The sequence below is a fragment of the Ensifer sp. Root954 genome (assembly GCF_001429005.1).
Taxonomy (GTDB): Bacteria; Pseudomonadota; Alphaproteobacteria; order Rhizobiales; family Rhizobiaceae; genus Ensifer; species Ensifer adhaerens.
The window spans coordinates 363-26,006 of sequence record NZ_LMJM01000018.1 but is presented as its reverse complement, the minus strand read 5'-3'; the positions used below and the strand labels follow the sequence as shown (position 1 = coordinate 26,006).

Sequence of the window (25,644 nt, the reverse complement as noted above, 5' to 3'; positions counted from 1 at the left end):
AGACAATTCATGACTTTCGATATCGGTGACGGCGTCGACAGCGCCGTCAACTACATCCTCGACAATTTCGCACCGCTGCTCGATCTGATCGCTGCCGCCATCGGCACCGTGACCAACAGCATCCAGGCGGCACTTCTCGCCGCCCCCTTGGCCCTCGGGCTCGCGATCTTCGTGCTTTTGTCGCTATGGCGCGTCGGCTTCGGCTTTGCGGTCTTTACCGCCCTTTCACTGATGCTGGTCGAACACATGGGCCTTTGGTCCGCGATGATGGAAACCCTGTCGCTCGTCATCGCATCGACGCTCGTTGCCATGCTCATCGGCCTGCCGCTTGGCATCGCCATGGCGCGCAGCGATCGCGTCGCGGCATCCGTGCGGCCCATGCTGGACCTCATGCAAACCATGCCGGCCTTCGTCTACCTCATCCCGGCGGCGATGTTCTTCGGCCTTGGCGCCGTGCCCGGGACGATCGCAACGGTGATCTTCTCGATGCCGCCGGTCGTGCGGCTCACCAATCTCGGCATCCGTCAGGTGCATGTGGAGTTCATCGAGGCCGGCAACGCCTTCGGCTGCACCGCCTGGCAGCTGCTCGTGAAGGTGCAACTGCCGAACGCCATGCCTTCGATCATGGCCGGCATCAACCAGACGATCATGCTTTCTCTCTCCATGGTGGTGATCGCCTCGATGATCGGTGCGGGCGGCATCGGCAACACGGTCCTGACCGGCATCCAGCGTCTCGACGTCGGAACCGGTTTCGAAGGCGGTCTCGCTGTCGTCATTCTCGCCGTCATTCTCGACCGGATCACCCAGAGCTTCGGCAAGGAGCGCGCCAGCCCGTGGCGCGTCCTGTTCCGCCGGCGACAGGAACAACCCCGGACCTCCCCCGTCACTGCCTGACGCTGCGGACTTTCCCATCCATCTGGCAGCGTTCGTGCTGTCGCTTGCAAACGTTCAAGAAAGGAACATCCATGTTCAAGACCCTTGCGACCATCAGCCTTGCGGCCAGCATTGCCGCCGGTACGTTTGGCGCGGCTGCCGCAGAGGAAAAGCCACCCGTCAGGATCGGTTGGGCCGCCTGGTCGGACGCCGAGTTCGTCACCAAGCTCGCCGCAAAACTGATCAAGGACGAGCTCGGCCAGGAGGTCGAACTGGTCCAAACGGACATCGCTCCGCTTTACCAGGGTGTCAGCCGCGGCGACCTCGATGCCATGATGATGGCTTGGCTGCCGGAAACCCACGCCGACTACTTCGCCAAGGTGAAGGGCAAGGTAACGACCCTCGGGACCGTTTACGACGGCGCCAGGCTCGGCTGGGTGGTTCCGAAATACATTCCCGAAGACGCAATCGCCTCGATCGACGACCTCAAGAAGGGCGATGTGAAGGAGAAGCTCAATGGCAGGATCGAGGGCATCGATCCCGGCGCGGGCCTTACGCGTCTGTCCGAGCAGGCAGTCAAGAACTACGCGCTCGACGGATACAAGCTGCAGATCTCCAGTGAGGCCGGCATGCTGACGACCATTGACCGCGCGATGCGCAAGAAGGATTGGTTTGTCGCCACGGCCTGGAGCCCGCATTGGATGTTCGGCAAGTACGAGCTTCGCTATATAGCGGATCCGAAGAACGCGCTCGGCAAGGCCGAACGTGTGGACGTGCTGGCACGCAAGGACATCGAAAAAGACAACCCCGAAGTCTCAGGCCTGCTGTCGCGCATGAAGCTGCCGATCGCCGATCTTGAAGCCGCGATGTTTAACGCCCAGCAGACCTCCTACGAAAAGGCTGTCGACCAGTACATCGCGGATCATCCCGACCAGATCAAAGCCTGGCTCGCCAAGGACGGTGGCTAAGCTCTGCCGCTCGCGTCCACAACCGACGCCCGCGATCTCGTTGCGGGCGTACCTCCCGACAGAAGGATCATCGACATCATGAACGACATGCTTGCACCCCGCGCCACGGCCGACGCCACCGACGACACGATCGGTGGCCGCATTTCGCTTGCCCGCGATGCCATCAAGCTTTCGATCGAAGAGATATCGGCAATCGCGGGTGTTACCGAAGAGACCTGGATCAGCTGGGAAAACGACCGCGCAGAACCGAGGGCCAACCGCCTCGACATGATGGCCGGCATCCTGCAGGTCAACATCGCCTGGCTTCTCGATGGGCGCGGAACAGGACCAGTGGAGGCGAGGTAGTCCGCAAGGACTGCCCCGTTCGGCGCGCTCAGGAAGAACACCAACACCATCACAGGCGATCGTCGCTGCGGTCGCAGCCGCCTACCTTTCGCCGATCGGGGCCGAGACGGATCCGACCCTTCTCAAGCCCCCGATGACGTTCCTTGGTCGCCCACCTTAAACGGAGGCGGCTTCCAGGCGGACGCCGTCAAAACGCGCGTTCATCGCAACGATCGATCCGGCATCAGGCATCAGGCATGCAGCCGTCGCCAGCGCGTCGGCGATGGCAGCGGATGATGCCGACACCGAGACAGAGCGCCAGTTTGCTGGCGCGGGCATTCCGGTCAGGGGGTCGAGAATATGTCCGTCTCTGGCTGCTTGATCGAAGGTCGTGCCGAGAGGGGCGGAGGTGGCGACCGCCCGCTGGCGCAGCGGCAGGCGCTCGCCTGATTCCAGCCGGACGGGCCATCCGCCGCCGCCCGGTCGTCCCCCCAGCGCACGGAACTCGCCGGTATCGATCAGAATGTCCGTCAGTCCCTCAGCTTCAAGCATTGCTGCTACGCGGTCGGCGACATACCCCTGGCCGATGCCGTTCAACGTCAGCGCCATGCCCGGATGCAACGTGATCGCTGCTGCATCGAGCTTGACCTTGCCCCAGCCGACGTTGCCACGCACGCGATCAACGTCCGCCGGGCCGGGTCGCGTGCCGTTTGCAGCCGATTGAGCCCAGAGCGTCCAGAGCGGCTGTACCGTCGGATCGAAGCGCCCGCCGCTTGCCAGGTGGACTGCGTCGGCCAGTGACAGACATTCCAAAAGCTCGAATGGCGGGTCTTGAAGATGACCGTCGCGGTTCAACCGGCAAAGCGCGCTGTTGGCACGGTAGAGGCTAAGGATGTTTTCCAGACGGTCGATCTCCGCCATGACCCTGGAGACGATCGTCTCGGCCTCGGGGTGCGCAATCCGGATCGAGGCACGCGCGCCAAGAGCCTGACCTGTCCAGAAGCGGGTTGCCGCGTTGGCGTGGGCGATGGCGGGCGCCGTTGCGAGAACTGCAGAAATTGCAATCAAGCGGCGTCGGGTCAGCAGCATGGGGTCAACCTCCGGCTGGATGGGGCAATGCGCGCAGACGGCCGAGATAGTCTTCGTCGTCCGCTCGCGGTTCCGAGCCGGTCTCCACCGGCGTCAAAACCATGGCATCGGTAATATCGGCGAGCGCAAGCACCTGGCCGCCCTCGGCAAGAACGAAGGCCGCAGCCTCGTCGCGGCTTGAAAACGGCACGGCTTCGGGCGCACCCATGCCGCCTCGCCGGGCAGAGCCGACCACGTAGAACGCCTTGTCGGCGGCGATCCAGTTGCCGTCACCGGGCTGGTCCCACGTTGCCCCCGCAGCCCCCATGTCATTGACATAGATGACGAGGATCGGCGCAATCTGCTCCGGCCCACGCGCATAGGCGATCGCATCGCGCACCTGACTGAAGAAGAGCGGCGCGGGGCTTCCTTCCAGAAAGATCTGGGCCTTCGGGCCGGGGTGCTCCAGAAGGTTCATCTGGCAGTAATGACCGAGGGTCTCGGGCGTCATGTCCTGCGGCACGATGCTTTGGGCGACGTCCTCCTTGCAGGCGGAGAGCAGCGCCAGAGCGGCCGCGACGAGCACGAAGCGAAGTCGGGTCCTCATGGGGTCACCTTTCGGAAGGCTGCGGCGGCAAGGGCTATGGCGGCGAGTGGCCAGGCGAGAAGGGAGGCTGCCGATTGCCAGAGCGGGATCGTGCCGGCGGCGCCACCCAGTCCGCCTGCGGCAGAAACGGCTTGTGCGGCCGAGAGGTTAAAGACGCGAAAGGCGTCGGCAGGGTTGGCAAGCAGCGCAACGGGCAATGCGTGTGTGGTGAAGGCACCGCCTCCATCCGTCACGATTAACGCCAACAGGGCGAGGTCGTAGAGCACCACCGCCACCAGCCAGAGCGCGATGGCCAAGCCCGCCGCCCCCGACGGCCGTCGCGCCAAAGCCGAAAGCGCATAGCCGGTGCCAAGAAAGGTCGCACCCAGCAGCACAGAGGACCAGATCAGCCGCCATAGGGCGCCAAGCCCCGCGGTTGCTCCAGGATCGAACCAGACGGCTGCGAGCGCCGCCGCGCCGTAGCCAAGCGTCACGGCAAGACCGAGGATTGCGAGATGCGCCAGCAGTTTGCCGAGCAGAATCTGCAGGCGTGAGACGGGATAGGTGAGAAGCAGTGGCAGCGTGCCGCGTTCCACTTCGCCAGCCACCGCATCGAAACTCATCAGCAATGCCAAAAGCGGAACCAGATAGACCGCAAGCGAAGTCAGCGAGGCGACCGTTACGGAGAGCCGGTCGACGCCGACATCGCCCGTCGGGGCAGAGCCGGCGGCGGCCAGCACCAGGGCGAACAGCACCATCATGCCGGTGGCGATAGAGACCCAACGATTGCGCAATGCGATACGGAATTCGCTGACGGCGGTGGCAAGGATGCGGTTCATTGCCCGTCCCTCCGGCTGAAGTGGCTGTAGATGTCCTCGAGGCTGGGCGGGATGACATCGAGATCGGCAATGGCGCTCCCAAGCGCCGCAATGCGGGCAAGGAGCGGCAGTTTTTCCGACTGCGAACCGCGAAGGCGCAAGAGACCGTCCTCCCCTTCCACACCCTCGGGAAAGGTCGCTGCCAGCGCCGACGCATGACCAGGTGCGGGGCGAACGGAAAAGGCGACCGGAAGTGCCGCGCGGGTCCGAAGATCGGCAAGCGTACCTTCTGCCACCAGTTCCCCACCGGAAAGGATGAGGATGCTGTCGGTGCGGGCCTCCACCTCGGTCAACACGTGGGAGGAGAGCAGGATGGCGGTTCCTTCTGCGGCCAACCCGTCGAGCAGGTCATAGAAGTCCCGTCGCGACACCGGGTCCAGGCCAGAGGTCGGTTCGTCCAGCACCAGGAGACGGGGGCGGCCGATCAGCGTCTGGGCCAGACCCACCCGCTGGCGCATGCCCTTGGAATAGGTACCGATCCGACGCCGCGCCGCGTGGCCAAGTCCGACCCTCGCAAGAAGCTCTGTGGCCTGCTTCGGGTTTTCGCCACGCAGTGCGAGATAGTGGCGAAGCTGTTCTTCTCCCGTCAAAGCCGGGTGAAAGGCGACATTTTCCGGCAGATACGCCACCTGGGTCCGCGCGGCGGGCGAACCGGGCGCCGAGCCGCAAACCGAAACCTCGCCGCTGTCGAAGGGGATGAGGCCAAGCACGATCTTCATCATCGTCGACTTGCCCGCACCGTTATGGCCGAGCAGTGCCGCGCGCCGTCCCGGCTCCAGCGCAAGGCACACGGACTTGAGCGCTTCCACCGATTGGAAACGCTTAGTGAGCCTGGAGATTGTCAGCGTCGGTGTCATCGTAATTTCCTTCAGTCCAGCGCCCTGCGGCCTCGGCCTCATAGGCAAGGATTTCGAGCGGGACAGGGATGGTCAGGGGGCGCATCAGCGGCGCGCTGTCGCGCACGCCTCCAGGCAGCGTGGCGGGAAAATCCCGCTGGCTCCAGCGAACGATCTGCACGGCCGGCGAGCCGGTGAGCAGGCTTGCCGCGGGCTGCGACCAGAGGATCTGGTCCATCAGGTCGTTGGGGCGGTAGAAACTGTCGGCAACGCCGTCGCCGTTGAGGTCGAAGGCCGGATGATCGGACCAGAAATTGCCCCGGCCTTCATGGCTCCATTCCATATTGCGGGTGCCGACGTATTTGACCTGCTCGCGGTTGGCGATGAAGGCGTTGCCTGTCAGCACATTCTTTTCCGAACCGGCGGTGAAATGTATGCCAATGCCGCAGCTCTCGAAGCGATTTCCCCAGACCAGGTTCTTGTGGGCGTTGTAGATGAACAGGCATTTCTTCGTGCCCCCGCGCACCAGATTGCCTGACACGTCGGCATTGTTGGCATAGTTCAGCATCAGCCCATGCTCGCGGTCGCCGAGGCTGAGATTGTTCAGGATCTTGGCGCGGTTGGAGAACATGATCGCAAAGCCCAGATGGTTTCCGATCGAGATGTTGTCGGAAACCTCGGTGTTGCGGGTGTACATGAAGTGCACGGCAAAGCGCAGGTCGCGCATGATGTTGCGGCGATAGATGCTGTCGGCGCTGGCGTTCGAAAAGATGCCGTCGCGACCGTAGCGGATAATATTGTCTTGAAGCAGCGTACCGGGGCTGTTCCAGACATAGATGCCGTTACCGCGCTCGTTCATGCGGGCGCTGCGCGTGCCGGTGATCTCGTTGCCGGAGACAATCGTGTCGCGGCCGCCATGGACGTCGATGCCGTGCATGTTGTCGGTGACGAGCAGCTTTTCGACACGGGCGCGATCGGCGCCTTGAACGATTTTGACCCCGGCGTCGAGATCCTGGTTGATACGACCCGAACCGGTGACGGTGAACCCCGTCAAGGCGACGTCCGACGCGGCAATCGTCACCACGCTACCCTGCTTAAGCCCATTCACCACCGCTCCACGCGGACCGGTGATGGTCAGTGGCCGATCGATGGAGACGGGGCCGTCATAGGCCCCGTCGGTCAACACCAGCACATCGCCGGGTTGAGCCCCGGCGATGGCTGCGGCAAGACTGCCCGCACCCGGCATGACTGCGCGCTCCGCCGCTAAGAGCGGAGAGGCGAGAAGAAAGCCGATCAGGAGAACGGACAGCCGCATCGATCAGGCGCCCTTCGGTTCCACGAACATGCGGCCGCGCATTTCCATGTGCAGGGCATGGCAGAACCATTGGCAATAGTACCAGTAGACGCCAGGATTGGCCGCAACGAAGGTAACGGAGCTCGTCTGTTGCGGGCCGACCTCCATCGCCACGCCGTGATTGCCCATGGTGAAGCCATGGGTAAGGTCATCGATTTCATCGAGATTGGTGACGATGACCGTGACTTCGTCGCCCTCCTTCACCGTAAAGCTCGGCTGGCTGAAGCTGGGTGCGACCGAGGTCATGTAGACGCGAACCTTGTTGCCGTCGCGGATCACGGCCTCGGTCCATTCGTCGATGTCGACCTCATCGGCCTCGGCCTGCTTGCGGGTTTCGGCCCACAGCGGATCCTTGCGATCCCAGACCGAGCGGATGTTCGGCAGGATCGAGGGGGAGACGGCGATGGCGTCATGCGGCTCGGCGAAGGTCGGGCCGTCATGGACCAGCACCATCTTGTCACCGGAAATGTCGATCAACTGATCGTTTTCCGGCTTCAGCGGGCCGACATTCAGGAACCGGTCCTTGGAGAATTTGCACAGGCAAACGAGCCAGTCGTTGGCGGCATCGAGCGTTTCACCCATCACCGTCTTCAAGTGGCCGGGTTGATACTGAACGTCGAGCTTGTCCTTGATCGGGTTGATCTTCTCACCGGCGTAGGCGCGGATGGCCTCATCGATGTTCCACTTTACCACCTGGCTGTCGAGGAACAGCGAGGTATAGGCGTTGCCGCGCCCGTCGAAGGCGGTGTGCAATGGGCCAAGGCCCAGTTCCGGCTCCGCAACAACCGCGCTGCGCGGCTCGGCATTGTCGTAGAACAGGGCATCGAACTTCGTCACGTCCAGCACGGTGACGGTTGGCGAAAGCTTGCCGGCAACGCACAGATGCTTCCTGTCCGGCGCCATGTTGCAGCCGTGCGGGTTGTTGGCGATCGGGATGTAGCGCGTGAAGAGCGACTTTGCTTCCTTACGCCCGTCCACCACCTTGACGCCGTTGATCTCCTCATATTGGCCGGCCTTAATGGCCTTCTCGATTTCGGCAATGTTGAAGACGACGATATGATCCATCTCGGACTTGGTCATCTCCTCCAGCGTCATGCCCATTTCCGAGTTGTAGCTGGTGGAGAACGCCCACTTGCCCTCGTAGTCGGCATCGCAATTGTCGAGGTTGCCCGAGACCTTCACCTGCCAGGCCACTTCCCACTTGTCGGCATCGACGGCGGTGAAGATGTTCACGTAGGTCGCCACGTCCGTCATCGTCGAGCCGTCGTTGACGAGCGGGGCCTCGTCCTCGCCGTTGCAGAACACATAGTTTGAACGCGGCCATTTCTGCGGACGCATGCCGTGGATGCCCTTGGCGTTGGGGATCTCCAGGATGGCGTCGGTCTTCATCACGTCGCAGCGCACGCGCGCCACGCGCGTATTGGCCTTGTCGTTCATGAACAGGTAGCGACCGTCATATTTACCGTCGGTGAAGGACATATGGACGTGATGCAGGTCGCCGTTGTCGTGGATTTTCTTGCCGTTGGCGGCAAGCTGCTTCTTCGTCTTTTCCGTCATCGTGCGCTGATGGATCCGGATCGATTCATTGGTCTGCCCCCAACCGGTGGCCGAGCAACGGTTGAACACCGGCACGCGCATCAGTTCGCGCATCGAGGGAATGCCGAGAATGCGCATCTCGCCGGTCTGACCGGAGGACCAGAAGCCGTAGTAATCGTCGAGCTTGCCCGGTGCGACCGAGCCGTCGGCACCCGTGGCCGCACGGGCCGGTGTCGCCAATCCTGCAGCGCCGAGGCTGAGTGCGGCCGGCCCTACAGTGCCCGCCAGAATGGCGCTGCCTGCAGTCGCGCTGAAAAGTGCTCGCCGGCTTAGTCCCTTGTGTTCCTTTGATTCCATGATCTGGTTCCTTTTTGCTTGAACCTTGGCTTCGATTAAACTTTGGCTGCGGGTTGATGGGTCGGCACGCCGCCCGGGCTTGCCGCAAGCTTCGCCCGCGACTTCATCTTCTTGATCACGACGGGGCAGACGGTTTCGGACTGGTAGAGCACCTGGCAGTGCAGGCAGTTGATGCACTCGTTCGGATTGATCTCGCCGGTCCGGTGGATCGCCTGCACCGGACATTGGTGGGCGCAGGTCTGGCAGGGGTTGCCGCATTCATGGTAGCGCTTGAGCCAGTCGAACATGCGTATGCGCGCAGGGATCGCGAGCGCCGCACCGAGCGGGCAGAGGTAGCGGCAATAGAACCTCTCGACGAAGAGCCCGGCGACGAGAAGTGCGACTGCATAGGCCACGAACGGCCAGGCGCGGATGAACTTCAGGATGATCGCTGTCTTGAATGGCTCGATCTCGGCCAGATGCTCTGCCTGCTCGACGCTCATCAGAGAGACCCCGAAAAGGCCGAGGAAGATCATGTATTTGATCGGCCAGAGCCGCTCGTGCAGGCCCCACGGCAATGTCCATTGCGGGATATGCAGCTTGCGTGCGATCTGGTTGGTCAGCTCCTGCAGTGCGCCGAAGGGGCAGAGCCAGCCGCAATAGGCTCCTCGTCCCCAGAACAGGAGTGCCGCGGCAACGGCAAACCACAGGATGAAGGTGAGCGGATCGAGCAGGAAAGCCTGCCAGCTGAACCCGTTGACGAGACTGCCGAAGAGCGCCATCAGATTGACGACAGAAAGCTGCGCGTTGGCATACCAGCCAAGAAAGACCAGCGTTACCGTCAGGAAGATGATGCGAAAGATGTAGAACGCTCGCGCGTTCCTGACCGCATAGGTCTGGAAGAAGAACACGCCCGTCAGCACGACCAACATGGCGCCGAGCACGACAATCTTCAGCTTCGAGTCGTCCCAGATGCGTTTCCACAGGTCGGACTGTGCAGTCCCCTCGTCACGATCAGCAACGGCTGGAACGTCCTTCACCGGTGGTGGCGCGACAGCACGCAGATACTTCTGCGGAAGCTGGTAACCCAGATCGAAGGTATGAAAGACTTTTTCGACCGGTCCAACCTCACGTTGGGCCAGGAGCTGTATGCGGAAAGGTTTTGTCGGGTCGAAGCCGAGGCCTGCTTTAATGCGGAACAGGTCCATCTCGTTGTATTCCGGCGCACCGGCAAGCGAGATTGCGCCCAGGCGACGGTGGTCGCGATCACGAAAGCGAACGGAAACATCGTCCTGGATGAGCACGATGCGATCAAAGATGCCGCCGCGCACATAGCCTGATCCCTTGAAGGAATAGAGCCCGCGTCCGACCACGGCGATCGCGTGTTCGCCTTCGCCAAGCCAAGCCTGAAGGTTTTTCTCTTCGGCTGCCCCGAGAAAGGCCTTGCCGATGGAAGGTACCGAGACCAGTGCCGCCTGCATCTCGATGAATGTCGTTTCCGGCGCTTGCGCAATCGCGCGCTCGCGGGCGCGCTCATCGGGATGGCCGGCGAAAGCAGCATTGACCTGCGCAACGTCGAGCGACAGGCGGCGCAGCGTGCCGTCACCTTCTGCCTCGACCCAGTCGGCCGGCGCGGTAGCCGCGGGATCGATTTCGAAGCGCGGGCCGGCATTGTCCGCTTCCGGTGTCAATCCGCCAAGCCCGAGCGCGCGCGCAACCTTTAGCCCGGACCGGACGATCGAATCGTCGATGACCATGACGGTCACCGTCGCGCCCGAGATGATATCTACCTCGTGGGTTGTGCCGCCGGATTTCGCCTCGGCGACGAGATCAAGGCCTGCGTAGCCGGCAACAAGCGCCTTTACCTTGGCGTCGGGAATACCGATGAGGACGATGGGTTCCGAATGTTTCACCAGCCGGACGCCGACGATCTTCGCATCCTTGTCCACCGCCACGAGCGTATGGATGGGTTTGCCGGAATAGCCGGTCGTTCCGACGAAATCCGAGGTCACGAAAACCCACGCCACCGTCTGGCCGCCCTTCAGCACCGGGGCCGCCGCCACATCATCACGCACAGCGCCAAAACCGTCCGCTCCTGGCACAAGATCGGAGGCTGTGGTGGTCGGCAAAAACGCCTGAAGCACCGATGCTGCGCTGGCGGATACAGCGCCCCACAGGCTGAGGCAGAGAAGAAGGACAAGACGGAAGAGTTTCATTCCAGGGTGTTTTCCCGCAAATCGTTGCCGGAGCATTGAAACTTTGGCGCGGGACATTCTTTGATCTAGCTCAAACAAAGACAGCTTCGTTGATTGCAATCCTTGATTGTCGCATGTCGTGCACGGATTGATGCTCAGGTGGAGCTGGGGAAAGGACTTCGCGTCAAGCCGGCGGCCGACCGGCGCAAGAACAATACCTTTGAAGTCGGATCGCCCGGCCCGTGGCCTGCCCTCCCCGCGATATCTGCCAGGGGACGGCAGGCAGCCCGCCACCCACAACTACTGCGCGTCGTGCGAATAAATTCCGCCCTGTGAGCTCGACTCGCGAAGAGCAAATTGATCGCCGCGGTGCCTCGTGGGGGCACGTCGGCGCCAGCTCAAAACAGTGAAAGTGTGCCCGGCGCTAAGCGCCGGGTAGGGTTGCGTGCAAAGAGATGTGTGAAGCTCCGCCTCCTCCCGTTGGGCAAAGCGATGCCGGAAAGACCTGTCAGGGCCTCACCCCGCAGAACGCGCTGCTGGCGAGAGAGCGGAACCCTCAAATGCATCAATGCCAGCGAACCGCGGAAACAGAACGCTGTTTTCCAGATGCATATGTGTAACGAGATCGTCGCAGAATTTTTGAACTCCGACATAGAGCGCCGTCCAGGACCTGCAGGCCCCGTCGGGAAGCGTAAAACCATGCGTCAAATGCTCGATCACGGCGAGGCTCCGGCTCTCGCATGCATGATCGTCCCGCATGCCGGCAATCAGATGTCGGATGTCCGGATCGGGCTCATGGCGCATCATCGGAAAGAGCGCAAGCTCTTCCCGCGCCATGTGGGGAAGAAGGTGGTCCTTGAGCTCGGCCAGCGCGTCGGCAAGACCAAGTGGCGCGGAGCGATGAGCACCGTGGACGTGCTCCACCTTTTGGGCAAGCGGGATCAACCATTCCAGATCGGTGCGGTGGGTCTGGTGATAACGCTCCAGAATATGAGCGATAAGCTCGCCTGTAGCATCCGGAGCCTCGCGTCTTGCGGCAAGCTCCAACGCCTGAAGCCGATCGAGCAGATCAGCGGCCTCTATGCCGGCATCCGCGGCCGCTTGCGCAAGCGGTACATCGCCACCACAGCAAAATCCGATACCGTGCTGTCTGAAGAGTTCCGCGGCACCGGGAAGCTCGCACGCAATCACTCCGACGGCTGTGTCCAATGTGTATTCGGTCAATGTGCTCTCCTTGGCGCCTAAAAGGTCATGATCCGCAATCGATTTCAAAGCGGGGCGATCCATGATCGTTGTTCAAGGGAGAAGCTGGGGCAGTTCTTCCGATCGTTCTTTGTCGAAACGCAACTTTATTCCGGAAGGATCGCAATCGTTGAAGATCTGAATGACCGTTAAGGGCCCTTGCCGCTGGTGCCGTGGCGACGGCGCCAGTTCGCCAAGCGCTCGCGATCGAACGTGAAGACTTCATCGATCACCGTACCATCGGAAGATACGGTTGCATTCCAGAGACGCCCGCCGCACCGAAGCGTCAACCGGAATGTGCCCAGGTGCTCCCCTTGACCGATCTCAACCTGGCTCTTGACTTCTCCCCGGTCGAGGCGATTTCTAAGCTCAGTCGGGGGCAGACGCAGCGCCGACGACATGGTCGCCGCCGGCACGGAGAAATCGCCACTGGCGTCGCGCTCGACGCGCAAAACTCGTCGGTTTGTCAGTGTCAGCATAGAGCTTTTCTTTCGGATGACGTGTCGTCCCTCGCGCGCGGATGAGGCCGCGTCAGACGGTCCCGTGATGCCTCAAGGCGAACGCTAAGAAGATCGAGCAAAAAGCCGTCGTCAATGCCAGCAGCCGGGATGCTGGCAAACAGTTCAGCAACCTCAATCGTGCAATCGCATAACGTTAGATCCCTCTGTTCCATCTCGACCATGATTTGAGCCCTCCAATGTGCTCGATCCGCGAAACCCGGCTGCTCCTTGCTAGATGTTTGGCGTCAGGCCTCGTTGCGCTAACGCAAGCTTTCGACGCGGTCGTCAAATTCCTCGCCATCATCGACATCCCGGTATCGCATCGGATCAAGCACGTCGGCTACTGACTACTCGACTTAAGTATTCTGCCGCAAAGCCGATACCGATGCCGGCTCCGCGCGGAGCTTGCTTGGTCTCTTGGAATGGCGATCCGTCGTCTAAAAGCGCATAGACTTGAAACCTGCTCTGATCTCCTCGACGAAGATTTCGGGCTCCTCCCAGGCGGCGAAGTGCCCACCCTTTAAGGCGCGGTTGTAGTAGACGAGCTTTGGATAAGCCTTTGACAGCCATTGTCTCGGTGGCCGATAGACCTCGCCCGGAAAGACGGTGACGGCCACAGGAACCTTGGCTGGCGTGAGCTTCGCGCCTGCCTTGACGTTCTCCCAATAGATACGCCCGCTTGAGGGCCCTGAGTTGGTCAGCCAATACAAGGTGATATTGTCGAGGATGGCGTCCTTGCCGAGCGCCTGTTCCGCATCGCCACGCGTGAACACCCAGTCGGCGATCTTGTCCAAGAGCCAGGCTGCAAGCCCCACCGGTGAATCGGCAAGGCCGTAGCCGATCGTTTCCGGGCGCGTACTGAGGATCGAGGCGTAGCCGAAACCATTGTTCAGGAAGTCGCGAGCCTCGTCAAAAACCTTCTTTTCATCGGCAGACATGGTCTCGGGAGCCGGCCCGCCGTTCTTCAACGCCTTGGCAGCGTCCGCTGGAAGCGTCGTCGAACGCTCCACCCTGTTGACGTGGATGCCAAGCAGTCCGGCTGGCGCCTGACGCGCCAGGGCATCGCTGATGATTGCGCCCCAATCACCGCCTTGCGAGACATAGCTGTTATAGCCGAGTCGCTTCATGAGGGCGTCCCAGGCACGGGCGATCCGTTGCGCCTCCCAACCGGTCGTGTCTGGTTTTTGCGAAAAGCCGAAGCCTGGGATTGAAGGGATGACGAGATGGAAGGCGTCTTCGGCCTTGCCGCCATGTGCAGTCGGATCCGTCAGCGGATCAATGACGTCAAGCAGTTCAAAGATCGAACCCGGCCACCCGTGGGTCATAATCAGCGGAAGAGCGTTCTCATGGCGGGAGCGTACGTGGATGAAATGGATGTCGAGCCCGTCGATCTTCGTCAGGAATTGGGGAAACGCGTTCAGCTTGCGCTCTGCCCGGCGCCAATCATAGGAGGACTGCCAATACTGCGCGAGTTCACCAAGCTTGCGCTGCTGGACGCCCTGGGACCGATCCGAGACGGTCGCGCTGTCCGGCCAACGGGTTGCGACCAGGCGCCGTCTGAGGTCAATGAGGGCATTTTCAGGAATGTCGACGTTGAATGGTTGGATGGCATCGCCCGTCGCCGTCGCTTTCACGATGTCGGCTGCGATGCCGGTTCCGGGCATCACCGCGGCGGCTACACCGATCGCAGCGCCCCGAAACAGAAACGAGCGTCGCGTGAGCGGCCCGTCACCAACCTTGTTTTCCAGGTTCATTTCAAAAAACTCCTGTCCGCTAATCCAGAAGGCGCATTGGAGAGATCCGCGCAGAGCTCTTGTTCAAAAGATGCGCGGAAACAGGTCGAGCGGGGGGCTCGCTCCGCGCGACGGCCCCCGCACTCCATTGATCATCAAACCTCGTCGGGGCCTTTGCGGTAGACGAGAAACTTGTTGCCTTCGGGATCTCGGAAATAGGCACAATAGGGGTCACCGCCGTCCGGGCCTCTCGGGCCGGGAGCACCCTCGTCGGAACCTCCTGCTTCCAGTGCCGTGGCATGAGCCTGATCGACCTGGGCTCGAGAGCGCGCTTCAAAGGCGACCATGGTGCCATTGCCGGCAACCGCTGTCTCTCCGTTGAAGGGCTTCGTCACACCAAATTCGAGGGTACGGTGGCCGTAATAGACAGCGCGTCCGGGCTGGACGAGCACGCGGCCGATGCCAAAGACGGCAAGGAGCTTGTCATAATAAGCTGCTGCGGCATCGAGGTCGTTCGTGCCGACGGTAGAGTGGCCGGCGAGCGCTCTTGTCTTTTCCGCGATCTCCTTGTGCGGGGAGGCCGTGATGTCGTTCATTTTCCTCAGTCCTTTCGTCGCGAGTGACGGTCTCGTCTCGCTGCTTCGTTCGGGATCGTCGCTAAACCCGGCGATCCATGAATGACGGGAATCTACGGATCGCACCTGCTGCCCGGTACTGAGCAAATCTGAGAGCCATCCTCTCGCTTGAATGCACTGGCGTCCACTCGAGAGCGAATTTGCCCGAGTTCAAGAGGGTGCCTCTCAAAAACTGCATCTGCCGACGGACTGCTCGATGCCCGATGCTCTGGTCACACTCACCATTCAGAGACCGGAAGGACTTAAAGACATGGCATCGCTCAAGACCGTCGTCGCAACAGCTTCTGCGATCATGGCATCGACCGCACCAGGACACGCGGGCCCAATCGGCTCCGCAACGCCCCTGAAAATCGACTTCATCACGATCGACGAGAACATAACGCTCCGACGAATGGTTTCCCGTCAGGGCAATCCGAACGGCACGGTTCTCTTCCTGCACGGCTTTCCCGAGACGCTGGGCGTCTGGACGAAGATCACGGAAACTATGGGCGCACAGTACGAAGTGCATGCGTTCGATTGGCCTGGCTATGGCCAGTCGTCGCGTCCTTCCCCGGAGCGGTTCTCCTATTCACCAAGAGACTACGCCAAGGTTCTCAAAGCCTATATCGACAGATCGGGCATCGACCGATTGAATTTGGTGATCTACGCCTCGGACATCGGCAGCCTTCCCGCTCTGCTTCTTGCGCTGGAAGAACCGACGGTCGCGAAGAAGATCATCGTCGGCGACTTTGCGCCGTTCAACAGGCCGCATTGGATGTACGAGAGCCTTCAAAATCTGAAGGCCGAACCGACGGCAACACCGACACGCGCCTATATGAACAAGACAAGCGACGAGATCTTGGAGAACGTACATCGGCGTGGCCTTGCACCGGAAAACCAGTTCGACTTGCCGTCCGAGGTGCAATCGGACATGAAGGAATCCTGGATGCGCGACGGTGTGACGACAGCCGACGCCTTCGCATTCTATTACGCCCACTTCACGCGGGATGAAGATTATCTTGAGGCCAATCTGTCTAGGCTCAAGACCCCGATCAAGGTGATCTGGGGCGAAAAGGACATCTACATCAAACCGGAGATGGGCAAGGAGTTCGCCGATCGAACCGGTTCGAAATTCGCCGTTCTAAAGGGTGTTGGCCACTTCCCCCACCTTCAGGATCCGTCACGAACAGTCGACGAAGTTCGCCGCGCCTTCGCCGACTAGGCCTTCAAGGCCTCACTCCGCCCGAAGACAGTGCGAAGGCGAGGCAGGGCCCAGTCAATGAAGGAGCGCACCTTTAACGTGAGCATGCCCTGACCGGAATAGACGATGTGGATCGGTCTCGACGCGCCGTCGAAACCCTCCAGAACCGGCACGAGGGCGCCTGACGACAACTCGTCCGGGATCTGGTAATCGAACAAGCGGGCGATGCCGGCTCCGCCGACCGCCGCGGCCACGCAATTGGCCGCGGTATTCACCTCAAGACGATTGCGGGGAACGGCCTCCATCGGGCGGCCGTCGACATCGAACGTCCAGAAGAACGTCCGCTTGTTGAAGAGTATTCCGTCATGGCCTTCAAGATCGCCCGGATGCGTCGGCACACCCCGGCGCTCAAGATATGCCGGGCTGGCGCAGGTCAGCAGGCGAAACTCTCCGGCCTTGACCGCATAGAGCGAACTGTCCGCGAGGTCGCCGAGACGAATGGCGATATCGACCTGCTCTTCGACAAGATGGACCGTTCTGTCGAGCGAAATGAGGTTCAGCGATACCTCCGGGTGCTTCTCCAAATAACCAAGGGCGATCGGCATGATATAGCGGGCGCCGAACTCGACCGGTACGGTGATCGTCAGCGTGCCGCGCGGTGTCTGGTATTCGCCCGAGGCTCGCCGCTCCGCCTCCTCCAGATCGCCCATGATCTTTCGGGCCGCCTCGACATATTCCCGGCCCGCATCGGTGAGTTGAAGGTTGCGGCTGGTGCGCACGATGAGGCTCGCCCCCAGGTACCGTTCGAGTTCGGCAACCTTGCGACTGACGCTTGGCAGCGGAGCATTCAATTTCCTGCTTCCTGCGGAGATGCTGCCGGCATCAACGACTGCGAGCAGCATTTTCATTGCTTCGAGGCGATCCATGATACCCCCCGCCAACGTGACCGCTGATTGTTTCGCGCCGTGACGCCCCTTTCGCCCTGCCAAAAGACAAGACACTCATGCGTCACTTCACTTGCAATTGTTCCGAAATCCGACCGGAAAGTGCGCGCTGCCCTTGCTTCACGATCGTCTCGAGGAAATCGCCAACAACACGAATGCGTTTGGTGTCGCGAACCCCTTCATGAACGACAAGCCAAATGGCTTCCTCCTGCCTGCAAAGGTCGGGTTTGACCCGGACAAGCTCGTCCTCCGTGTCGGCAAGGATACACGGCAATACGCCGAGGCCGTTGCCCGCCTTCATCGCGAGCACCTGCGCCTGCATCGTATCGACCGTCAGGTTGGCGATGCCGCTTTCGACCCACGAGCGCAGGGTCTTGGGCACGACAAGGAACGACAGGGGATCGCCCCAGGTAATCAGCCTATGGCCGGTGATCGGCAAATGATTTTCCCGGACGGGGTGGCTCTCAAGATAGGCTTTCGACGCGTAGAGACCGAACGCGATCGTGCCGATCCGGCGTACCACATAGTTGCCCTGTTCAGGGCGGCAGAGCCGAAGGCCGATATCCGTCTCTCGCTGTGGAATCTGGGCGAAGGACGTGGCGTTGACCGAAACGCCCAACGAAAGATCGGGATAGGCTTCCTGCAAAGCAGGCAGGTTTGGCATCAGCAGGTGATGTGCGAGCGTGTCGACGGTGATAATCCTAACCGCCCCCGAGACGCGCCCGTCCTGGCCGCAAAAGCTGCCTTCCAGTTCGCGCATGGCAGTTTCAATCGCCGTTGCTTTCTCGACCATCGCCCGGCCTGCGTCAGTGAGCTCGTAGCCGTCCGGCCGGCGCTCGAACAGGCGCGTCTTCAGAGCGTATTCCAGGGTCGCTATCCGTCGCGCCACCGTCGAAGCGCTCGCTTTCACTTCACGCGCAGCGCCGGTGAGGCCGCCCTGGCGTGTCACTGCAAGGAAGTAGCGGACATCGTTCCAGTTCATGTTTCTATTTTTCGAAAACCCTCTTGCGAACTTATGCGTCGAAGCGCGCGAAGGGAAGGATTATCCCTTTAAGGATCGCGTAAACGGAGCTTGGCAACGAGAAATCAGCAAAGCTCGATCAGAACTCTGAGGCTATGCTCATGTTGAACAGGCAGTTTTCGGTCGGCGTGTTTGCCGCGCTCTTTGCAGCCTTTGCCTTCTCCCTCAATTTCGTCGTGCCGTTCATAATCGGCGACTTCTCCACGTTCGACTTTGCTCTTATCCGGCATGTGGTCTCGGCGACGGTTGGGGTCTTCATTCTGTTTTCAGAACGTAAGACGGCATTGCGCCACCTGACGTTCCAAAACGCCATGGCTGCCACGGGATTGGCCTTCATCGGCTATGTCGGCTACTTCCTGACGGTAACGGGAGCGGCAATCTACGCCGGCCCGGTCATTGCGCCTGCCTTCCTTGGCCTGGTTCCGATTGTGCTTGCCGTCATTGGAAACCGGGGTCAGGCGTCACTGCCATGGCGCTTCTTGATGACACCGCTTGCACTGGTGGCGATCGGTCTCGTGCTGGTCAACGGCACGGCGTTCACCGCAGATAGTCTCGGTTCCGTTCGCTCGCTCTGGATTGGTATTCCGCTTGCTCTGGCCGCGGTCGGTCTATGGGTATGGTTCGCGATCGCCAATCAGGCAGCGCTCGCAATCCGCCCGGCGATGCCTTCGGGCATATGGTCCGCATTGATCCTGATCGGCGGTGGTCTCCAGATGCTGGTTTTCTACCCGGTCGGTGCGGCGATGGACCTTTTCCAGCTTCCGAAGCTCGGTTTCGGTTGGGAAGCCGCCGGCTCCCTCTATCTATGGGGAACGTCGCTGGCACTAATGGCGACCGTGTGCGGGGTATGGGCTTGGAATGTCGCGTCGAGGACGCTTCCTGTTGCGCTCGCGGCACAGCTGATCGTGTCGGAAACGGCCTTCGGCGTAGTTGGCGGACTTGTTGTCCATGCACGTTGGCCGACGATGATGGAGGCAGCCGGCGTCGCGGTACTCATCGCTGGTGTCGTTCTTGCCATTCGCGTGTTCTACGGTCAGCAGGCCCATATGAACGAGGCCATCGCGCAGCCATCCTGACGCTCGCGCGATGGGCTACCCCCTGGTCATGGAGACCTCGGTCGGCCGCTTTTCTTTGATGCGCGTCCTCGCGCAAAACCGATCAACCGGCCGCCGTATCTAACCAGATCGTTACAGGACCGTCATTGGCCAGTTCCACCCGCATGTCCGCGCCGAAGACGCCATTCGCAACAGCAACGCCAAGGGTCGAGACTTGCGCAGAGAAATGCTCATAGAGGCGTTTACCCTCCTGCGGCGGCGCGGCCGTAGAAAAGCCCGGCCGGTTGCCTTTCGTCTCTGCGGCCAGGGTAAACTGGCTGACGACGAGCGCTGAGCCGCCCACGTCGACCAGGGAACGGTTCATGCGATCCTGATCGTCCCTGAAGATGCGCAGGTTGACGATCTTGCGCGCCAGCCATTCGCTTTCCTTCTCGGTGTCGCCCTTCATCGCACACACGAGCACCAACAGGCCGCTGGCGATTTCTCCCGTGACCGCGCCGTCTACCGTGACACGCGCAGATGAAACGCGCTGGACAAGTGCTCTCATGGCAAGGAATCTCCCTATGGCTTGCCGGCGTTTATCCACTCCGAGGCGATCGCAATCAAGCTCTATGCGACCCGACAGCAACCGTCTGGACGACGCCGTCAGACCTGGTCGAACGATGGGCAGACCTGGCCGGCGCTCGCTACCGTGCCTGAAGGGGGTAGCATTTTCACGCGGTGGAATGGCCGTGGACGACGGCGAGCTACCGCGTTTGATCGCGACCGTCGTTGGGCTTGTCGGATCGTACGCAATGTTGAGGCAATCCGGGCGCTGTGATCTCGCCAATCAACGGAAGATTGGCGAAGGCCGGTGCTCGGCATGAAGCCGCGCACTTCAAACAGGGAGCGAAACGGCCTTGAGCATTTGTGACAGCGACACGACGCAAAACGGCACTCCGCGCGCAGAAAGAGAAACCAAGCGAGGAAATGGAATGCGCACGAGACTGGTGATGGCGGGTCTCGTGCTGCTGTTGACACCGGCAGATCCGGCCCGGTCGCAGGCGATCCAACCCGTTTGCCCTTCTCCGCACGACAGAACGGTTGCCATCACGTTCGACGATCTCCCTTATACCCGCGCAGGCGATGCGGGAGGGCAGGAACTCGCTGCGGTCGCGAGGGCCACGAACGAAGCCATTCTGGCCGGTCTCGCCGTTCGTAACGTTCCCGCTATCGGGTTTGTCGTCGAACGGCGTGTGCAGGCGCTGGGTGAGATCGGTCAGGCACTGTTGGAACCGTGGAACACTGGCCAATTCGAGCTTGGCAATCACAGTGCGAACCACCCCGATAGCAATACCTTGGACGTCGATGCGTTTCGTCGCGAAGTGATTGACGGAGAGGCGAGCATTCGGCCGATGGTGGAAAAGGCCGGCCGAACCCTTCGGTTCTTCCGGTTTCCCTACAATCACCTCGGAGACACGGATCAACGTCGCGAGGCGTTCGAACGGGTACTTGGCGAACGTGGTTATCATCTCGCGGCATCCACCATCGATTATGTGTTTGATGCTGCATATGAACGGGCATTGGCGCGATCCGATACGGCGATGGTCCGAAGGATCGAAGACGCTTACATAGACTATAGCCGCGTCGAGATTGCGTATGATGCGGATCTGAACCGCAAGGTCCTCGGGTGCGAACCGCCCGGCATTCTCCTGCTTCATGACAATCGCATCAATGCAGCCACCATCGATCGAATACTCGGGCTTTTCAGAAGTACGGGCTACCGCTTCGTCTCCCTGGAGGAGGCGCAAGCCCACCCGGCGTACAGGAAGCCGCCTCGCCACCAAGTTCGGACCAATGTGGGGGTACCGCTGGGCAAGGGAGCGGGACCTCAAGGTGGATGGAAGCAAGGAGGAAGAGCCTCCGGCGTGGGTGACCCGATACTCCGATCCCGACGCGCCGCTCTGATCCGCATCCGTGGCCAAGATCGAGCTCCAGCAATCGCTTGGCCGCGACGGCTTAACCCTGTGCTTCGCCGCAATGTTCTCGCAACGCGTGGCCCCAAGACTCCTGAACAGTCGATTCGATATTTGAAGGAGTATGTCCCATGCGTGCGTCGGTCTTCGGTAAGGTTCTCGCGCTGACCGCAGCTTTGGGCGCGACTGTGCCTGCAGCTCCAACCGTCCTTGCTGACGATTACGATGGAGGTTGGCGCCATTGTCGGGACCTTCACGGAAGAGACCGGTGGCGTTGTGAGGAGGCGCGGCGCGATCGGTGGCGCGAGCGCCAGGAAAAACAGGACAAGAAGGATATGAAGGCTGGTTTGGCCGCCGGCGCGATCGGTTTGGCGCTCGGCGCCATCATTATCGGTGCGGCACAGGAGGCCGAGCGGAAGCGCGAGGCGGAAGCTTATCGGCGCAACGATCGCGATGCGCGGTGCCTTGCGCGCTACCGCTCCTATGACCCGCGCAGCGGAACATTCATTGGGCGTGGCGGCCGGCGCTACGAATGCAGGTGAAGGCTGCGCCTCCGGCCGACTTTCGCGCAGAAACCTTTACGGACGCCTGCTTCGGCCATAGATGTGCTGCAATGGTGGGTGCGTCCTGCGTGCCGATCGTAAGGCTGGAGGGAGTTTTGACGGATTTTACCTGGTTGAATGAGCCTCGAAACTGGAACGTCGAAAATGGCGTGCTAACCCTCAAAACGGAGGCGAATACCGACTTCTGGCAGACAACCTTCTATGGCTTCAGGCGCCATTCCGGTCATGCCAGACTGCAGGCGGTGAGCGGAGATTTTACCGCATCGGTGGTCGTGCGCGGTGATTATCGCGAGCTCTACGATCAAGCCGGGCTGATGCTGATTATCGACGAAACACACTGGCTCAAGACCGGCATAGAGTTCACCGACGGCTTGATGCATTTCTCAGTTGTCGTCACGAACGGAACGTCGGACTGGTCCGTAATCCCGCTTGCGCAAGCGCAGCCGAACGCCAAAGTGCATATCCGGCTGACGCGGCACGAGGCAGCGCTCAGGGTCCAGTTTCACCTTGGCGATGGTCCGTGGCAGATGGCGCGGTTATGTCCATTCTCCGGTGAAGACGCACGGATCGGTGTCATGGCCTGCTCTCCTGAGCGCGAAGGTTTTACCGCGCAGTTCGAAGGATTTTGCCTGGGCGCTCCGATATCGCGCGACTTGCATGCCTCATAGGAACCCTTGCTGCTAGCAGCGGCGATCCGCTCGCCTTGGTCGGGCATTGAAGGGACGTCCGACCCGTGGTCGGTATTCCTTCGCGCGCGCCTTGCCGCAGTGGAACTTCAAGAGCGCATCGGGCGTTCCGCAACCTTCTGCGGCTCACAGAGCGCGTCTAACCAGAGCCGCCGTCACAACATCGTCACGAAACGCACGAACAACTCGCATCGTGTAAATGGCGGAGGCACAGATGGATTACTTCAGACGCTTCACCTTTTTGTTCGCGACACCCGCCTTCGACAACGAGGATCTAGAGGGGGCCAGGTACAAGCAGATTGTCGAGGAGATCGAGCGGTCTGGTTTCGAGGTGGTCCGCGCACGGAGCCTTGAGGACGCGGAAATCGCCGTCCAGACGGACGCGGCCATCGGCTGCATGATGGTTGACTGGGGCAAGAAAGGCATGGAAGGCAAGACCGCCTCCCTCATCAATCTGATGCGCCGACGCGGTCTCGAATTCCCGATCATCCTTCTGATCCGGCGCAAGCGCTTTGAGGACGTACCGGTCGAAGTGCTCGACTTCATCGACGGCTATGTCTTTCTATCCGAAGAGACGCCTGCCTTCATCGCGAAAAACCTCATCAGCCGCCTCAAGCAATATGCCGAGACGATGAAGACGCCTTTCTTTGGCGCGCTGGTGGATTACGCCGAGGAAGGCAACCAGCTTTGGACCTGCCCCGGACACAACGGCGGCGTGTTCTACAGCCGCAGCCCGGTCGGCCGCGTGTTCATGGAGCATCTGGGCGAAGCGGTCTTTCGCGATGATCTTGACAATTCCGTGCTCGATCTCGGCGATCTCCTGACCCATGAAGGGCCGGCGCTCGCCGCCCAGAAGGAAGCCGCCAAGATTTTTGGCGCGGAGAAGACCTACTTCGTCCTTAACGGCACCTCGACTTCCAACAAAGTTGCGCTTTCCGCCCTGGTCACCGATGGCGACCTGGTGCTGTTTGACCGTAACAATCACAAGGCGGCCCATCACGGCGCGCTGATGATCTCCGGCGGCATCCCGGTCTATGTGCCGACCGCCAGAAATGCCCATGGGCTCATTGGCCCCATGGATTTAGGCGCGCTCAATGAGGAGGCGCTGCGCGAACGCATCCGCGCCCACCCGCTGGTCAAGGACCCGGATGCCTGGCAGAAACCGCGCCCGTTTCGGGTGGCGGTGGTGGAACAGTGCACCTATGACGGCACGATCCACAATGCCGAGATGATCCTGAAAGCCATCGGCCATCTGTGCGATTACATCCTGTTCGACGAGGCCTGGGCGGGCTTCATGAAATTTCACCCGCTCTATGCCGGTCGTTTTGCCATGGGCCTTGCCGAACTCGGACCCGAGGCACCGGGCATCATCGCAACGCAATCCACGCACAAGCAGCTTGCGAGCTTTTCGCAGGCATCGCAGATCCACATGAAGGATCGGCACATTACCGGCCAGAAGCGCCGGGTCGAGCACCGACGCTTCAATGAGAGCTTCATGCAGCACGCTTCGACGTCGCCTTTTTATCCGCTCTTCGCATCCCTCGATGTCGGCGCGCAGATGATGAAGGGTCGTTCCGGCGAAGTGCTGTGGGACGATACGATCCGACTCGGCATCGAGCTTCGCAAGAAAATCCGGGCGGTGCGTAGGGAGTTCGAGGAAAAGGAGCGTCGGCCCGAGCGCCGCTGGTTCTTCGAGCCCTTCGTGCCGGACCGCGTGGCCATGCCGGATGTGGCAAGCCCCGGAGCGGTACACGACGTGCCATGGGAGAGCGTCGCCACTGATCAGCTCGCCACCAATCCGGCCTTCTGGCACCTCACCCCGGGGGCTGCATGGCACGGTTTTTCCGATATGGCGCCAGGTTTCGCGATGACCGATCCCAACAAGCTCACGCTGCTCACGCCAGGTTTTGACAGGGCAACGGGCGCATATTCAGAGCACGGCATTCCCGCCCCGATCGTTGCGCAGTACTTGCGCGAGAACCGGATCGTCGCAGAGAAAAACGATCTCAACTCCCTGCTGTTTCTGCTCACGCCCGGCGTCGAGGCAAGCAAGGCGGGTACATTGATCAGCGGCCTCGTCGCATTCAAACGGCTTCATGACGACAACGCGCCTCTGGAAGAGGTGATCCCGGAGTTCTATCGCCGCCGCCCCGGCCGCTACGCGGGGGTACGATTGCGTGATCTGTGCGGCGAGATGCATCGATTCTTCCGCGACGCCAATGTCAGCGCGCTGCAGGCCAAGCAGTTTTCCGAAGAGCATCTGCCGGATATCGCCCTTTCACCCCACGACGCGGCGCGCTGCCTTGTGCGCAACGACGTGGACTTTCTGCCGATCGACGCCATTGCCGGGCGGATCGCAACGACACCTTTTGTCGTCTATCCGCCGGGGATCGCCACAATCGTGCCGGGCGAGCGACTGACCGAGCGCGCACAGCCAATGATCGACTATCTCAAGATGTTCGAAACCTGCTTCAACACTTTCCCCGGCTTCGACGTCGAGATCCAGGGCCTTTACCGCCAAACCGACGCGTCGGGCCGCATACGACTTCATACCTACGTCGTCGCTGAATAGAATTTTGGAGTTTCGTGACCCCTCATGCCGCAGGATGAAACAATCATCATTCGCCCGTCGCGGGAGAGCGACGTTGATGCCATGCTGGCCATCTATCGCCGGCACATCCGACGCGGCATAGAAGAGGGTGTCGAAGAGGGCGACGCACCACAGCCGGACGACCTTCGCGAGCGGCGGAAAAACCTGAAAAGCCGCCGCTTGCCCCATCTCGTCGCGGTCAAGGAGGGGGTGGTGGTCGGATACGCCTATGTCGTGCTGTTTCGCAAGCGCCCCGCCTACCGTTACACGGTCAAGCACTCGATCTATGTTCACCACGAGCATCTCGGTCAAGGCGTCGGACGTCTGCTCATGCGGGGCCTGATCGACGCCTGCGCCGCAGCCGGCTTTCGCCAGATGATCGGCTACATCGACGCCGACAATGTCGCCTCCCTCACTTTGCACGATCGCTTCAACTTCGTACGCGTCGGCCTGCTTCCGGGTGTCGCTTATCGTTACGGGCGCTGGGCCGATAGCGTCATGGACCAGCGCTCTCTGGGTCCGGGCTCGACGACGCCGCCACCGCCGCCGCCCCTCTCCACCCGATGAGGGTCGCCCCTGTTGGCGT

Annotated in this window: 24 protein-coding genes; 10 read left to right on the top strand and 14 right to left on the bottom strand. The window is 61.1% G+C overall.

Annotation, left to right across the window (positions count from 1 at the left end):
* Positions 1-9 precede the first annotated feature (9 nt).
* The 3 genes from ASE71_RS10560 (at position 10) to ASE71_RS10550 (ending at position 2,186) form a co-directional block, all read left to right on the top strand.
* A complete protein-coding gene (locus ASE71_RS10560) occupies positions 10-894 on the top strand; it encodes an ABC transporter permease (protein ID WP_029742707.1) in 885 nt (294 codons plus the stop codon).
* Between the two features lie 71 nt (positions 895-965).
* The gene (locus tag ASE71_RS10555) at positions 966-1,841 is read left to right on the top strand and encodes a glycine betaine ABC transporter substrate-binding protein (protein ID WP_060520863.1); all 876 of its coding nucleotides are present in this window, start codon (positions 966-968) and stop codon (positions 1,839-1,841) included.
* Between the two features lie 78 nt (positions 1,842-1,919).
* The gene (locus ASE71_RS10550) at positions 1,920-2,186 is read left to right on the top strand and encodes a helix-turn-helix domain-containing protein (protein ID WP_226020894.1); all 267 of its coding nucleotides are present in this window, start codon (positions 1,920-1,922) and stop codon (positions 2,184-2,186) included.
* A 156-nt stretch (positions 2,187-2,342) separates the two neighbouring features.
* Here the strand turns inward: ASE71_RS10550 and ASE71_RS10545 are convergent, their stop codons facing one another.
* The 11 genes from ASE71_RS10545 to ASE71_RS10490 form a co-directional block, all read right to left on the bottom strand.
* Positions 2,343-3,254 carry an FAD:protein FMN transferase gene (locus ASE71_RS10545; RefSeq protein ID WP_082566530.1) on the bottom strand — a complete coding sequence of 304 codons (912 nt, stop codon included), beginning with the start codon at positions 3,252-3,254 and terminating at the stop codon, positions 2,343-2,345.
* Positions 3,255-3,258: 4 nt separating this feature from the next.
* Positions 3,259-3,840, bottom strand: coding sequence for a nitrous oxide reductase accessory protein NosL (locus ASE71_RS10540; protein WP_029742711.1), 582 nt, complete (start codon positions 3,838-3,840; stop codon positions 3,259-3,261).
* Positions 3,837-4,658 carry an ABC transporter permease gene (locus ASE71_RS10535; RefSeq protein WP_034799004.1) on the bottom strand — a complete coding sequence of 274 codons (822 nt, stop codon included), beginning with the start codon at positions 4,656-4,658 and terminating at the stop codon, positions 3,837-3,839. The genes ASE71_RS10540 and ASE71_RS10535 overlap by 4 nt, the downstream gene beginning before the upstream one ends.
* Positions 4,655-5,554, bottom strand: a complete 900-nt coding sequence (locus tag ASE71_RS10530) for an ABC transporter ATP-binding protein (RefSeq protein ID WP_060520862.1) — start codon at positions 5,552-5,554, stop codon at positions 4,655-4,657. Before ASE71_RS10530 ends, ASE71_RS10535 begins: the two co-directional genes overlap by 4 nt.
* Positions 5,520-6,848 (bottom strand): nitrous oxide reductase family maturation protein NosD, encoded by a 1,329-nt coding sequence (locus ASE71_RS10525; protein ID WP_060520861.1) that lies wholly within the window; start codon positions 6,846-6,848, stop codon positions 5,520-5,522. The genes ASE71_RS10530 and ASE71_RS10525 overlap by 35 nt, the downstream gene beginning before the upstream one ends.
* Positions 6,849-6,851: 3 nt before the next feature.
* Positions 6,852-8,780 carry a TAT-dependent nitrous-oxide reductase gene (gene nosZ, locus ASE71_RS10520; protein ID WP_060520860.1) on the bottom strand — a complete coding sequence of 643 codons (1,929 nt, stop codon included), beginning with the start codon at positions 8,778-8,780 and terminating at the stop codon, positions 6,852-6,854.
* 35 nt (positions 8,781-8,815) lie between these two features.
* Positions 8,816-10,975, bottom strand: a complete 2,160-nt coding sequence (locus ASE71_RS10515) for a NosR/NirI family protein (RefSeq protein ID WP_060520859.1) — start codon at positions 10,973-10,975, stop codon at positions 8,816-8,818.
* Positions 10,976-11,470: 495 nt separating this feature from the next.
* Positions 11,471-12,178, bottom strand: a complete 708-nt coding sequence (gene ric / locus ASE71_RS35040) for an iron-sulfur cluster repair di-iron protein (RefSeq protein ID WP_060520879.1) — start codon at positions 12,176-12,178, stop codon at positions 11,471-11,473.
* 167 nt (positions 12,179-12,345) lie between these two features.
* Positions 12,346-12,675: a DUF6522 family protein gene (locus ASE71_RS10505; RefSeq protein ID WP_060520858.1), complete on the bottom strand. Its 330-nt coding sequence runs from the start codon at positions 12,673-12,675 to the stop codon at positions 12,346-12,348.
* Positions 12,676-13,133: 458 nt separating this feature from the next.
* Entirely contained in the window at positions 13,134-14,450 is a 1,317-nt protein-coding gene (locus ASE71_RS10495; RefSeq protein ID WP_060520857.1) for an epoxide hydrolase family protein, read from the bottom strand.
* 134 nt (positions 14,451-14,584) lie between these two features.
* On the bottom strand, positions 14,585-15,025 hold the full coding sequence (locus ASE71_RS10490) for a VOC family protein (RefSeq protein WP_029742721.1): 441 nt from the start codon (positions 15,023-15,025) through the stop codon (positions 14,585-14,587).
* Positions 15,026-15,314: 289 nt separating this feature from the next.
* Here ASE71_RS10490 and ASE71_RS10485 point away from each other — a divergent pair, with 289 nt between their 5' ends.
* Positions 15,315-16,265: an alpha/beta fold hydrolase gene (locus ASE71_RS10485; RefSeq protein WP_060520856.1), complete on the top strand. Its 951-nt coding sequence runs from the start codon at positions 15,315-15,317 to the stop codon at positions 16,263-16,265.
* On the opposite strand, the gene ASE71_RS10480 is transcribed toward ASE71_RS10485, so the two are convergent.
* Both ASE71_RS10480 and ASE71_RS10475 read right to left on the bottom strand, forming a co-directional pair.
* Entirely contained in the window at positions 16,262-17,170 is a 909-nt protein-coding gene (locus ASE71_RS10480; protein WP_060520855.1) for a LysR substrate-binding domain-containing protein, read from the bottom strand. The two genes, ASE71_RS10485 and ASE71_RS10480, sit on opposite strands and share 4 nt — an antisense overlap.
* Before the next feature lie 82 nt (positions 17,171-17,252).
* Positions 17,253-18,170, bottom strand: a complete 918-nt coding sequence (locus ASE71_RS10475) for a LysR family transcriptional regulator (protein ID WP_060520854.1) — start codon at positions 18,168-18,170, stop codon at positions 17,253-17,255.
* Positions 18,171-18,313: 143 nt separating this feature from the next.
* Between ASE71_RS10475 and ASE71_RS10470 the strand changes: the two genes are divergently transcribed.
* Positions 18,314-19,285 (top strand): DMT family transporter, encoded by a 972-nt coding sequence (locus tag ASE71_RS10470; protein ID WP_060520878.1) that lies wholly within the window; start codon positions 18,314-18,316, stop codon positions 19,283-19,285.
* An 82-nt stretch (positions 19,286-19,367) separates the two neighbouring features.
* Here ASE71_RS10470 and dtd read toward each other — a convergent pair whose 3' ends face one another.
* Positions 19,368-19,811 carry a D-aminoacyl-tRNA deacylase gene (gene dtd / locus ASE71_RS10465; RefSeq protein WP_034799023.1) on the bottom strand — a complete coding sequence of 148 codons (444 nt, stop codon included), beginning with the start codon at positions 19,809-19,811 and terminating at the stop codon, positions 19,368-19,370.
* A 427-nt stretch (positions 19,812-20,238) separates the two neighbouring features.
* Here dtd and ASE71_RS10460 point away from each other — a divergent pair, with 427 nt between their 5' ends.
* The 5 genes from ASE71_RS10460 (at position 20,239) to ASE71_RS10440 (ending at position 25,625) form a co-directional block, all read left to right on the top strand.
* Positions 20,239-21,387, top strand: coding sequence for a polysaccharide deacetylase family protein (locus ASE71_RS10460; protein ID WP_060520853.1), 1,149 nt, complete (start codon positions 20,239-20,241; stop codon positions 21,385-21,387).
* 167 nt (positions 21,388-21,554) lie between these two features.
* The gene (locus ASE71_RS36890) at positions 21,555-21,761 is read left to right on the top strand and encodes a BA14K family protein (RefSeq protein ID WP_060520852.1); all 207 of its coding nucleotides are present in this window, start codon (positions 21,555-21,557) and stop codon (positions 21,759-21,761) included.
* Positions 21,762-21,832: 71 nt separating this feature from the next.
* On the top strand, positions 21,833-22,450 hold the full coding sequence (locus ASE71_RS10450; protein ID WP_060520877.1) for a DUF1349 domain-containing protein: 618 nt from the start codon (positions 21,833-21,835) through the stop codon (positions 22,448-22,450).
* 232 nt (positions 22,451-22,682) lie between these two features.
* The gene (locus ASE71_RS10445; RefSeq protein ID WP_060520851.1) at positions 22,683-25,040 is read left to right on the top strand and encodes an Orn/Lys/Arg decarboxylase N-terminal domain-containing protein; all 2,358 of its coding nucleotides are present in this window, start codon (positions 22,683-22,685) and stop codon (positions 25,038-25,040) included.
* A 24-nt stretch (positions 25,041-25,064) separates the two neighbouring features.
* The gene (locus ASE71_RS10440; RefSeq protein WP_060520850.1) at positions 25,065-25,625 is read left to right on the top strand and encodes a GNAT family N-acetyltransferase; all 561 of its coding nucleotides are present in this window, start codon (positions 25,065-25,067) and stop codon (positions 25,623-25,625) included.
* Positions 25,626-25,644: the final 19 nt, after the last annotated feature.

Bases quoted from the DNA above. Each gene is read 5' to 3' on its own strand.
- ASE71_RS10560 (WP_029742707.1), top strand. From the start codon at position 10: ATGACTTTCGATATCGGTGACGGCGTCGACAGCGCCGTCAACTACATC.
- ASE71_RS10555 (WP_060520863.1), top strand. From the start codon at position 966: ATGTTCAAGACCCTTGCGACCATCAGCCTTGCGGCCAGCATTGCCGCC.
- ASE71_RS10550 (WP_226020894.1), top strand. From the start codon at position 1,920: ATGAACGACATGCTTGCACCCCGCGCCACGGCCGACGCCACCGACGAC.
- ASE71_RS10545 (WP_082566530.1), bottom strand. From the start codon at position 3,254: ATGCTGCTGACCCGACGCCGCTTGATTGCAATTTCTGCAGTTCTCGCA.
- ASE71_RS10540 (WP_029742711.1), bottom strand. From the start codon at position 3,840: ATGAGGACCCGACTTCGCTTCGTGCTCGTCGCGGCCGCTCTGGCGCTG.
- ASE71_RS10535 (WP_034799004.1), bottom strand. From the start codon at position 4,658: ATGAACCGCATCCTTGCCACCGCCGTCAGCGAATTCCGTATCGCATTG.
- ASE71_RS10530 (WP_060520862.1), bottom strand. From the start codon at position 5,554: ATGACACCGACGCTGACAATCTCCAGGCTCACTAAGCGTTTCCAATCG.
- ASE71_RS10525 (WP_060520861.1), bottom strand. From the start codon at position 6,848: ATGCGGCTGTCCGTTCTCCTGATCGGCTTTCTTCTCGCCTCTCCGCTC.
- nosZ (WP_060520860.1), bottom strand. From the start codon at position 8,780: ATGGAATCAAAGGAACACAAGGGACTAAGCCGGCGAGCACTTTTCAGC.
- ASE71_RS10515 (WP_060520859.1), bottom strand. From the start codon at position 10,975: ATGAAACTCTTCCGTCTTGTCCTTCTTCTCTGCCTCAGCCTGTGGGGC.
- ASE71_RS10505 (WP_060520858.1), bottom strand. From the start codon at position 12,675: ATGCTGACACTGACAAACCGACGAGTTTTGCGCGTCGAGCGCGACGCC.
- ASE71_RS10495 (WP_060520857.1), bottom strand. From the start codon at position 14,450: ATGAACCTGGAAAACAAGGTTGGTGACGGGCCGCTCACGCGACGCTCG.
- ASE71_RS10490 (WP_029742721.1), bottom strand. From the start codon at position 15,025: ATGAACGACATCACGGCCTCCCCGCACAAGGAGATCGCGGAAAAGACA.
- ASE71_RS10485 (WP_060520856.1), top strand. From the start codon at position 15,315: ATGGCATCGCTCAAGACCGTCGTCGCAACAGCTTCTGCGATCATGGCA.
- ASE71_RS10480 (WP_060520855.1), bottom strand. From the start codon at position 17,170: ATGGATCGCCTCGAAGCAATGAAAATGCTGCTCGCAGTCGTTGATGCC.
- ASE71_RS10475 (WP_060520854.1), bottom strand. From the start codon at position 18,170: ATGAACTGGAACGATGTCCGCTACTTCCTTGCAGTGACACGCCAGGGC.
- dtd (WP_034799023.1), bottom strand. From the start codon at position 19,811: ATGAGAGCACTTGTCCAGCGCGTTTCATCTGCGCGTGTCACGGTAGAC.
- ASE71_RS10460 (WP_060520853.1), top strand. From the start codon at position 20,239: ATGCGCACGAGACTGGTGATGGCGGGTCTCGTGCTGCTGTTGACACCG.
- ASE71_RS36890 (WP_060520852.1), top strand. From the start codon at position 21,555: ATGAAGGCTGGTTTGGCCGCCGGCGCGATCGGTTTGGCGCTCGGCGCC.
- ASE71_RS10450 (WP_060520877.1), top strand. From the start codon at position 21,833: ATGGTGGGTGCGTCCTGCGTGCCGATCGTAAGGCTGGAGGGAGTTTTG.
- ASE71_RS10445 (WP_060520851.1), top strand. From the start codon at position 22,683: ATGGATTACTTCAGACGCTTCACCTTTTTGTTCGCGACACCCGCCTTC.
- ASE71_RS10440 (WP_060520850.1), top strand. From the start codon at position 25,065: ATGCCGCAGGATGAAACAATCATCATTCGCCCGTCGCGGGAGAGCGAC.